This window comes from Paraburkholderia sp. Cy-641 (assembly GCF_011752945.1).
In the GTDB taxonomy this organism is placed as follows: domain Bacteria; phylum Pseudomonadota; class Gammaproteobacteria; order Burkholderiales; family Burkholderiaceae; genus Paraburkholderia.
In genome coordinates, this window is record NZ_VWWM01000073.1 from 24263 (window position 1) to 34063 (window position 9801).

Genomic DNA, 9801 nt, shown 5'->3' on the forward strand with positions numbered 1-9801 from the left:
GCTCGAACCAAGCGATTCATGGGAATTTTCTCGTTCGGCAAGAAAGACGACGCGCCCAGCCGGCGCGGCGCAAACACCAGTTCCAATCGGGCCGCCCGGGGTGAGCGCGTCGAGCGGCGCACCCGCCGCACCGAGCGCTCCGTCGATGCCGATGCCATGCTGCTCGACCCTACGCTGCCGGAAAAGCAGCGTGCGCGGCGCCGGCTCGTCGGCGCGATCGCGCTGGTCGTCGCGGCGGTGATCATCCTGCCGATGGTGCTCGACTCGCACCCGAAGCCCGTCACCGACGACATCTCCATCGACATTCCGAGCCGGCCCGCGCCGAAGCTCGCCAAATCCACCGCCAGCGAAGACGTGCAGGCCGGCGTCGCGCCGGATAATCCGCCTGCCGCCGACGCGGGTCTCTCCGCTTCCGGCCTTGCGCCGGCAACGACCGCCGCCACGGCGCCGGCCGCCACGAAGCCGGCACAGTCGGGCACGAGCACCGCGAAGCAGGACGCGAAGTCGGCCACGAGCGCAACTGCTGCGGCCAAGCCCGCCGCGAAACCGCAGGCGCCGGCGCTCGCCGCCAACACCGCTCCCGCGAAGCCGACCAAGGCACCGGCCACCGCCGCTACGTCGACCGACGACGACACGAACACGGCCGCCGCCAGCGCCGACGCCAATTCCGGCACGCCGGCATCGCCGCCCGGCAGCCGTTTCGCGGTCCAGCTCGGCGCCTTCGCGAACGAAACGAACGCGCGCAATTGGGTCTCGAAGTTGAAAGCGGCCGGCGTACCCGCATATATCGAACATCGCAAGCAGGCAGACGGCTCGACCATGGCGCTGTTGCGCGCCGGTCCGTTCGCCGACCGCGCCTCGGCCACCGAAGCGATCGCGAAGGTTCGCGGGGCCGGTCTGATGGCGGGCTCGAACAGCGGTGCCGCTCAGTAAGCCAGCGATGTTCACTGCCTTCGACTACGCTGTAATGGCGGTGATCGGCTTGTCGGCGCTGCGTGGCGCCTGGCGCGGTTTGCTGTCGGAAGTATTCGGTTTGATCGGCTGGGTCGCGGCGTTTTTCCTGGCTTGCGAGTTCGTCGGCTACGTGGTCCCTTATATCCCGTCCAACTGGCCGGGGGGCGCGCTGACCCAGTGGCTGCTGGCTTTCTCGCTCGTGGTGATCGGCGTGGTGCTGGTGTCGAGCGTGGTGAGCGCGCTGCTCAGCCGTCTCGTGCAGGTCACGGGCCTCGGCGGCGCGGACCGCTCGCTCGGTTTGATGTTTGGCCTCGTGCGCGGGGTCGTTCTGGTGCTGATTCTGGTCGCCCTCGCAGGCTTGACCGAACTGCCCAAACAGGAATTCTGGCGCAACGCGCTGCTTCGCCCCTATGCGGCAGAAGGCGTGCTCGCTCTGAAATCGCTGCTTCCCGAGGCGCTCGCCGCTTACGTCCACGTGGACGATCCGGGCGCCCAGAGCAATGCAGGACAGGACCCCGGCACCCGCCGGCTGCCTTGACGCCGTAGCGCGTACCGTCGCGGCATCGCGCGTACGCCGTCGCAGGCACCGGGCGCCATCATGAATTTCGTACCTTTGAAGGACATGCCATGTGCGGCATCGTAGGCGTAGTTTCCCATTCTCCGGTCAACCAGCTCATCTATGACAGCCTGCTGCTGCTGCAGCACCGCGGTCAGGACGCCGCCGGCATCGCAACCGCGAACGGCAGCAATTTCCACATGCACAAGGCCAACGGCATGGTGCGCGACGTGTTCCGCACGCGCAACATGCGCAGCCTGCCCGGCACGACCGGCATCGGCCAGGTCCGCTACCCGACGGCCGGTTCGGCGTCGAGCGAAGAAGAAGCCCAGCCGTTCTACGTGAACGCGCCGTTCGGCATCATCCTCGCGCACAACGGCAATCTGACCAACTGGCAGCAGCTGAAAGACGAGATGTTCCGCATCGATCGGCGCCATGTGAACACCAATTCCGACACCGAAGTGCTGCTCAACGTGCTCGCGCACGAATTGCAGCTGTCGAGCTCGGGCCTGCAGCTCGATCCGGCCGCGCTGTTCAAGGCGGTGTCGGGCGTGCATCGCCGTGTGCGCGGCTCGTACGCGATCGTCTCGCTGATCGCCGGTTACGGCCTGCTCGGTTTCCGCGACCCGTTCGGCATTCGCCCGCTGTGCATCGGCAAGCAGGAAACGGCGCAGGGCGTCGAGTGGATGCTGGCGTCGGAATCGGTGGCGATCGAAGGCATCGGCTTCGAGTTCGTGCGTGACGTCGCGCCGGGCGAAGCCATTTTCATCGACGCCGACGGCCAGTTGCATGCGCAGCAATGCGCGACGGCTCCGAGCCTGAACCCGTGCATCTTCGAACTCGTGTATCTCGCGCGTCCGGACTCGGTGCTCGACGGCGTGCCGGTCTACAACGTGCGTCTGCGCATGGGCGACTACCTCGCCGAGAAAGTCCGCCGCGAGCTGCCCGACGTCGCGATCGACGTCGTGATGCCGATTCCCGACTCGTCGCGCCCGGCCGCGATGCAGGTCGCGAAGAAGCTCGGCGTCGAGTATCGCGAAGGCTTCTTCAAGAACCGCTACGTGGGCCGCACCTTCATCATGCCGGGCCAGGCGGTGCGCAAGAAGTCGGTGCGCCAGAAGCTCAACGCGATGAACATCGAGTTCAAGGGCAAGAACGTGCTGATCGTCGACGACTCGATCGTGCGCGGCACCACCTCGCACGAAATCGTGCAGATGGCGCGCGACGCGGGCGCGAACAAGGTGATTTTCGCCTCGGCGGCGCCGCCCGTGAAATTCCCGAACGTCTACGGCATCGACATGCCGACGCGCGGCGAACTCGTCGCGCATGGCCGCACGGACGAGGAAGTCGCGCGCATGATCGGCGCGGACCACCTCGTGTACCAGGACGTCGATGCGCTCAAGCAGGCGGTGCGCGACATCAACCCGGCGCTGAAGGAGTTCGAGGCATCGTGCTTCGACGGCCACTACGTGACCGGCGACATCACGACCGAGTACCTCGATCGCATCGAAAGCGCGCGTCTTGAGCCGTCGTCGCAATCGGATCGCGACGCCGCGAGCGAGGCGATCGACGGCGGCGGCCCGGCGCGTTCGCAGCTGCATCTGCAGCTGTCGGTAGGCTGAGCGCACACCGCGGCGCGAGCGTGTTAGCATGACGGCTTGCGTCGATTTGATCTCAGCTTGCGGACGCGGGGCAACCCGAAACAGCTAAAGCGAAAGGCGGAAAGCCGCAATCATCCGCCCTAGCTCCTGCTTCCCCGCACATGAAGCCCGCTTATGCCGACGCAAAAGCGGGCTTTTTGTTGCTGCCGTACGGCGTCGCGCTGTCTCCGATGCGCACCGCACGCAGCCATGGAACCTTGGAAACCAGAACCAACATGGACGACTCCCTGAACTTCGACTTCGATACGCTGGCCGTCCGCTCGGGCACCGCGCGCAGCGACTTCAACGAGCATTCGGAAGCGATTTTCCTGACCTCGAGCTTCGTGTTCGCGAGCGCCGCGGATGCCGCCGAGCGCTTCAAGAACTCCGAAGACTATTTCACGTACTCGCGCTTCACGAACCCGACCGTCTCGATGTTCCAGGACCGCCTGGCCGCGCTCGAAGGCGGCGAGGCCTGTATCGCGACGGCGTCGGGCATGGCCGCGATCATGTCGGTCGTGATGTCGACGTTGCAGGCGGGCGACCACCTCGTGAGCTCGCAGGCGCTGTTCGGCTCGACGCTCGGCATGTTCTCGCAGATTTTCAGCAAGTTCGGCATTACGACCACGTTCGTCGATCCGACCGATCTCGACGCATGGAAAAACGCCGTGCGTCCCGAGACGAAGATGTTCTTCCTCGAAACGCCGTCGAACCCGCTGACCGAAGTCTCCGATATCGAGGCGATCAGCAAGATCGCCCGGGCGGCCAATGCGCTGTTCGTCGTCGATAACTGTTTCTGCAGCCCGGCCTTGCAGCAGCCGCTGAAGCTCGGCGCGGACGTCGTCATGCATTCGGCCACCAAGTTTCTCGACGGCCAGGGCCGCGTGCTCGGCGGCGCGCTGGTCGGCTCGAAGAAATTCATCATGGAGAAGGTGTTTCCGTTCGTGCGCAGCGCCGGGCCGACGCTGTCGGCGTTCAACGCGTGGGTGCTGTTGAAGGGCATGGAAACGCTGTCGTTGCGCGTCGAAAAGCAGTCGGCGAATGCGCTCGAAATCGCGCGCTGGCTCGATTCGCATCCGGCTGTGAATCGCGTGTTCTATCCGGGGCTCGAATCGCATCCGCAGCATGCGCTCGCGATGCGTCAGCAGAAGTCGGGCGGCGCGATCGTGTCGTTCGAGCTGAAGGGCGACACGCCCGAGCAGATGCGCGCCAATGCATGGCGCGTGATCGACAGCACGAAGGTTTGCTCGATCACCGGCAACCTCGGCGACACGCGCACCACGATCACGCATCCGGCGACGACCACGCACGGCCGTATCACGCCGGAAGCGCGCGCGGCGGCGGGCGTTAGCGAAGGTCTGATCCGGCTTGCGGTGGGGCTCGAAAACGCCGGCGATATCCGCGCCGATCTGGAGCGCGGGCTGGCGGGGTAAGCGGGGGAAAGTGCCAGCCAGCAGAACTGGTGCGGGCCATACCGGCTCACGCAGCCTCTCGCCTCATCAATGACGCAGCGCCCGCCACTGTCCGGGCGCGAGCCCGAAGCGCCGCGTGAACGCGTGCGTGTAAGCGCTCTGATCGGCGAAGCCGATGTCGAGCGCGATTTCCGTCAATGAAAGACGCGGGTCTGCGAGCAGCGTGAGCGACGTGTCGAGCCGCAGCCGCTGCAAATAGCGATGCGGCGTTTCGCCGAATGCGTCAATAAAAAGCTGGTGAAAACGGCGCATGCCGAAGCCGCAATGCGCGGCGAGATCGGCGATACGCAATGGCTCAGAGAGATGCGCGCGCAGCCAGCGGTCGATGCGCGCGAAATCGAGGCCGGCGCCTGCGGCCCGCGCGCCCGCAAGCGTGCCGGCGTCGGCGATAAGCGCCGCGCCGAGACGCGCGGCGGCGTCCCAATGGAAGCGGCGGTTGAGGGCGTCGCCTTGCGCGTCGACCGCGCCCCCTGTTGCATGCGCGACGATCCGATGCACGAGTTGCGCGAGCGACGCATCCACCGTAACGGCCCGAGGGCGCTCGAACAGCCGCTCGGGCACGGCCAGCGACGCAGCCGGCAAATCCAGCACCAGTTGCCGGTTTTCGCCGACACCCGCGTAATCGTGCCGCGCGCCGGCCGGAATCAGCCATGCGGAACCGGCGTCGATCTGCTGTGCGACGCCGTCTACCGCCATCACCATCGCGCCGTCGAGCCCGAGCACGACCTGATGAAAGTCGTGCACGTCCGACGCTTCGATTGCGCCGTAGCGGCGCAACGAAACGTTAGGGGCGGTGACGGCGGCGTGGCTCATGAAAAACAGCCTGGGTGTAGCCGGAATGGACCCGAGGGCCGACTCAGACTTCGAGCAGCTCGACTTCGAACACGAGCGTTGCGTTCGGCGGAATCACGCCGCCCGCGCCGCGCACGCCGTAGCCGAGTTGCGGCGGAATGGTCAGCTTGCGCTTGCCGCCGACCTTCATGCCTTGCACGCCTTCGTCCCAGCCCTTGATGACCATGCCGCCGCCCAGCACAAATGCGAACGGGTCATTGCGGTCTTTGCTCGAATCGAACTTCTGGCCGTCGGTCAGCCAGCCCGTGTAGTGCACGGTCACGGTTTTGCCGGCTACCGCTTCGGCGCCGGCGCCTTCCACGAGGTCTTCGTACTTCAGGCCGGATTCGGTCGTCACAGTCGACATGCGTCGCTCCTCTCATCAAAACGTAAAACCGACATTGTAGGCGTGTTGAGCCGCATCGCCGAGTCTTGCCGGGCATTGCAGGTGGCACGCGGATTGCGCGCCATTAGCCGTTCGGCCAGGCTGGTCGGCCCGGACCGCTTGCCTATAATGGGACATTCCTTCAATCACCGCCATTGCCTGAGAGAGCTCGATCGTGACAACGTCTTCAACCGGGGCGGCTGACGTACAGTCCGCGCCTGCCGGCTTTGCCATTTCCGAACGCAGTGCGCATCTGCGCGCGCAAACCGCGTTGTTCATGCGCGATCATGTGCTGTCGCTGGTGTCGCACGATCTGCGTGGTCCGTTGAATGCGATCCATAGCTGGGCCTACGTGCTCGAGCGCAAGCTCGATGCGAGCGACCCGAACTCGCAGCGCGCGATTGCCGGCATTCGCAGCGGCGTCGATCAGCAGGTCAAGCTGCTCGAAACGGTGGTCGATGCGACGCGCGCCGAAACGAAGTCGCTCGCGCTCGCGTATGCGCCGTTTTCTCTGCATCCGCTGCTCGACGAAACCATCGCCGAGGTCCGCACCGGTCTCGCTCGCGCGCGCGGCGTCGAGATCAGGCTCGACTCGCAGCTTGCCACCGAGCAGTTGAACGGCGACCGCGAGCGGCTGGCCGCGGCCTTGTGGCTGATGCTCACGTTTGCGGTCGAAGCGGGCGCGCCGGGTGCCGAGGTCGCGCTGAGCACGCGCGCGGACGCGGGCGCGTGGCACGCGAGCGTGGTGTACGAGCCGAACCAGGCCGCGCTGAACGATGCCGCGTTGCCCCACCTGCTGGAAGTGTTTGCGCGCAAGCAGGCAGGCGAGCCGCGCGAAGCGAAACGCATTGCATGGGTGTTCGCGCTGTGCAAGCGCGTCGCGGAAGCACACGGCGGCAGCTTCGAGCAAAGCGACGCGGTGGACGGCGACGGCAACGGCGTTGCCACGCTCACGCTGCGCGTGCCGTTCAGCGCGAGCGTACCGAAATGAATACGAACGAACACGAATGAGTACGATTGAGCATGGGGTGCCGGCATGCCGGGCGCGCAAGCAGGCGCAGGCAACAGGCAGCCGCCGGCAAACACGAGTACGTGCAAATAAGCGCGCTTAACTTTTCACCGAGCTTTCACCCTCTATACTGACAACTTTTGTTGCCGGAGCCCCTCGCTTTGATCCAGGTCGTTGCCCTTATCGGCGCATTGTTTCTCGTTGCCCTCAACGGCTTTTTCGTCGCCGCTGAATTCGGTCTGGTGAAACTGCGGCAGACGCGCGTGCAAAGCCTCGCGGCCCAGCACGGCATGCGTGGGCGCCTGCTCGCGAAAGTGCATGGACAGCTCGACGCCTATCTCTCGGCGTGTCAGCTCGGCATCACGCTCGCCTCGCTCGGGCTTGGCTGGATCGGCGAGCCCGCGTTCGCGCAACTGCTGACGCCGCTCTTCAAGGTGATCGGCGTCGAATCGGAACAGCTGATCCACGGCATTTCGCTGTTCTTCGCGTTCTCGTGCATCTCGTTCCTGCATATCGTCGTCGGCGAACTCGCGCCGAAGTCGCTCGCGATCCGCGAAGCGGAGAAGGTGTCGCTATGGGCCGCGATGCCGCTGTACGGTTTTTACTGGGTGATGTATCCGGCCATCTGGGTGCTCAATACGAGCGCGAACACGGTACTGAAGGCAGCGGGGCTCGATACCGGTCACGGTCACGATTCCCATTACTCGACCGACGAACTCAAGCTGATCCTGCGCGGCCGCCGTGCACAGGTCGCGAGCGGACGCGTGGCGACCGATGGCGCATACAGCCAGGACGAATGGAACACGATCGCGCATTCGCTCGATTTTTCGCGCATGACCGTGTCGGACCTGATGCGGCCCGCGCATGAAATGGTCAGCCTGCGGCGCGATCTGCCCTTGCGCGACAACATGCAGGTGGTCGCGCAGCATCGCTTCAGCCGCTATCCGCTATTCGAGGATGCCTCGGGCGAGCGCGTCGCCGGCATGATTCACCTGAAGGACCTGCTGCTCGCGCGCCAGGCCGGCAGCACGCTCGACGATCTCGGCCGCTACGTGCGCCCGGTGCAATGCGTGCGGCCCGATCTGCCGGCGCTCGAACTGTTCCGCCGCTTCCGCAAGGGCGCGCCGCACTTTGCGCTGGTCGGCTACAAGCATGCGAAGCCGATCGGATTTCTCACGCTCGACAATCTGCTCGGCGCGCTGGTGGGGCAGATTCACGACGAATTCCGTCAGGGCGATGCCGACTGGACGCGCATGGACGACGGCACGCTGATGGGCAAAGGCAGCTTGCCGGTGGTGTCGCTCGAACGCGCGCTCGGTATCGATATCGACGAGGGCCGGGCGGAATCGGTCGGCGGTCTCGTGATCCAGGCGCTCAACGATCTGCCGAGCGAGGGGCAGCGCATCGAGTTCGAAGACTTCGACGTGGTCATCAAGAAGATGAAGGGCCCACGCATCGTGCTCGTGCGCGTGTATCCGAAGATGTTCGACGACGAAGGCGGTTGAGCGGTCGTTCAAAGCCGGCGCTCAAGGTTAAGTCCAAGCCTGGGAGTGCACTTCAACCTACCAGCAAAAGCCGCCCTCAACTCCGCGGCACGCCGTCCTCGACCAGCACCGCCACCGGCATCGCCGCCAGCGCATCGCGCAGATACAGCAAACCATTCTCGTCGACCTTCGGCGCGGCGGGACTCAGCCAGTCGAACAGCGCGCGCGCCGACAGATCGGACGGCATCTCGATGGCCGTATCGGCCCATCGCTCGGGCTCGACGAGCGGCAAATCTCCTTGAGCGCTCCCGGCGTCACCTGCGCCGGTATCGCGCCCGGTTCGAAGCAGCCTCGCCGCAAGCCGGCTCGCCACCACCACGGCCCACGCATTGCCATGCCGCCGCGCGAACGCAATCACACTCGACGCATGCGCGCCCCGCACCGCGAGCGGCAGATACGCACCCTGGCTCAGCAATTCCGGCAGATGCGTGCGCAACGCGAGCACACGCTGGATTACCGCGAGCTTCACGCGTCCGTCGCGCCAATCCGCGAGAAGCTCCGACGGCGGTGTCTGTGCCGTCGCGAGCGATGCTTCGCGCCGCGCGAAATCGACGGGCCGCCGATTGTCGGGATCGACGAGGCTGAAGTCCCACAACTCGGTGCCTTGATAAAGATCGGGAATCCCCGGCGACGCGAGCCGCAGCACCGTTTGTTGCAAGCCGTTGAGCGCGCCCGCGCGGCCGATGCGCTCGACGAACGCCGCCAGCTCCTTCAGGAAGCCGTCGCGCCGCTGCGGCGCGAGGATGTCGAACAGGAAGTCGCGGCAGCCCGCTTCGTAGGCTTCGTCGGGCGCGAGCCAACTGGTTTGCAGTTTCGCCTCGCGCAGCGCCTTCAACTGCCATTGCGCGACGCGCTCGGCCAGTGCCTTGACGCCGGCTTCGTCGCCGGCACGCAGCAGAAGCGGCCAGCAGCCCACGAGCGTCTGATACAGCATCGCCTCGGCGGCGGGGCCCGGCGCCCATGCGTCGCTCGTGTCCCGACTCACGCTGCTGATCGGCGTGCCGTCGAGCGCGCGCCGCTGCGGCGCGTTCAAGGTCGACCACGCGCGCAACGTCGCGCTCCATTCGTCGGCGATCTCGCTGAGCACCGCGAGCCGCGCGCGCACGTCCTCGCCGCGCTTGTGATCGTGCGTGGCCGTGGCGAGCAAGGCATGCGGAAAGCGTTGCGCGCGCTCCCGGTTGCGCGCGTGAAACGGCTCGACCGGCAATGCGAATTCGCTCGGGTCCGAGCCGACTTCGTTGCGCGACAACAGGCGGCCGTAGCGGTAGCACGCGGTGTCCTCGATGGCCTTCGCGGCGAGCGGCGCGGTCAGCTGCGAGAACAGCGTCTGCGCGTTGCGTCGCGACGACCCCGTGTGCGAGGGCGGGCCGCCGCCTTGCGCCGACGGTGGCTGCGGCGCGCCGGGCCGTG

8 protein-coding genes and 1 pseudogene are annotated in these 9801 nt (G+C 66.0%); 6 read left to right on the plus strand and 3 right to left on the minus strand.

Going from position 1 to position 9801, the window contains the following annotated elements; translation table 11 throughout:
* The first annotated feature begins 18 nt into the window (after positions 1–18).
* The 4 genes from F3J20_RS28275 (at position 19) to F3J20_RS28290 (ending at position 4583) form a co-directional block, all read left to right on the plus strand.
* A complete protein-coding gene (locus F3J20_RS28275; protein WP_167285497.1) occupies positions 19–933 on the plus strand; it encodes an SPOR domain-containing protein in 915 nt (304 codons plus the stop codon).
* Between the two features lie 7 nt (positions 934–940).
* Positions 941–1492, plus strand: coding sequence for a CvpA family protein (locus tag F3J20_RS28280; RefSeq protein WP_167039109.1), 552 nt, complete (start codon positions 941–943; stop codon positions 1490–1492).
* 89 nt (positions 1493–1581) lie between these two features.
* Positions 1582–3132, plus strand: a complete 1551-nt coding sequence (gene purF, locus F3J20_RS28285; RefSeq protein ID WP_167039111.1) for an amidophosphoribosyltransferase — start codon at positions 1582–1584, stop codon at positions 3130–3132.
* 254 nt (positions 3133–3386) lie between these two features.
* The gene (locus F3J20_RS28290; RefSeq protein WP_167039115.1) at positions 3387–4583 is read left to right on the plus strand and encodes an O-succinylhomoserine sulfhydrylase; all 1197 of its coding nucleotides are present in this window, start codon (positions 3387–3389) and stop codon (positions 4581–4583) included.
* A 66-nt stretch (positions 4584–4649) separates the two neighbouring features.
* Here F3J20_RS28290 and F3J20_RS28295 read toward each other — a convergent pair whose 3' ends face one another.
* Together F3J20_RS28295 and F3J20_RS28300 are read right to left on the minus strand one after the other, a co-directional pair.
* Positions 4650–5435, minus strand: coding sequence for an AraC family transcriptional regulator (locus tag F3J20_RS28295; protein ID WP_167285498.1), 786 nt, complete (start codon positions 5433–5435; stop codon positions 4650–4652).
* Positions 5436–5478: 43 nt separating this feature from the next.
* On the minus strand, positions 5479–5820 hold the full coding sequence (locus tag F3J20_RS28300; protein WP_167039119.1) for an FKBP-type peptidyl-prolyl cis-trans isomerase: 342 nt from the start codon (positions 5818–5820) through the stop codon (positions 5479–5481).
* Between the two features lie 193 nt (positions 5821–6013).
* On the opposite strand from F3J20_RS28300, the gene F3J20_RS28305 reads away from it, so the two are divergent.
* Positions 6014–6829, plus strand: coding sequence for a HAMP domain-containing sensor histidine kinase (locus tag F3J20_RS28305; protein ID WP_167285499.1), 816 nt, complete (start codon positions 6014–6016; stop codon positions 6827–6829).
* Between the two features lie 179 nt (positions 6830–7008).
* The gene (locus tag F3J20_RS28310; RefSeq protein WP_167039123.1) at positions 7009–8352 is read left to right on the plus strand and encodes a hemolysin family protein; all 1344 of its coding nucleotides are present in this window, start codon (positions 7009–7011) and stop codon (positions 8350–8352) included.
* A gap of 76 nt (positions 8353–8428) precedes the next feature.
* Here the strand turns inward: F3J20_RS28310 and F3J20_RS28315 are convergent.
* Positions 8429–9801 (minus strand): annotated as a pseudogene (locus F3J20_RS28315) (malto-oligosyltrehalose synthase); the annotation flags it as partial.

What these genes read in the sequence shown, in the direction of transcription:
- F3J20_RS28275 (WP_167285497.1), top strand. Translation starts at nt 19, where the DNA reads ATGGGAATTTTCTCGTTCGGCAAGAAAGACGACGCGCCCAGCCGGCGC.
- F3J20_RS28280 (WP_167039109.1), top strand. Translation starts at nt 941, where the DNA reads ATGTTCACTGCCTTCGACTACGCTGTAATGGCGGTGATCGGCTTGTCG.
- purF (WP_167039111.1), top strand. Translation starts at nt 1,582, where the DNA reads ATGTGCGGCATCGTAGGCGTAGTTTCCCATTCTCCGGTCAACCAGCTC.
- F3J20_RS28290 (WP_167039115.1), top strand. Translation starts at nt 3,387, where the DNA reads ATGGACGACTCCCTGAACTTCGACTTCGATACGCTGGCCGTCCGCTCG.
- F3J20_RS28295 (WP_167285498.1), bottom strand. Translation starts at nt 5,435, where the DNA reads ATGAGCCACGCCGCCGTCACCGCCCCTAACGTTTCGTTGCGCCGCTAC.
- F3J20_RS28300 (WP_167039119.1), bottom strand. Translation starts at nt 5,820, where the DNA reads ATGTCGACTGTGACGACCGAATCCGGCCTGAAGTACGAAGACCTCGTG.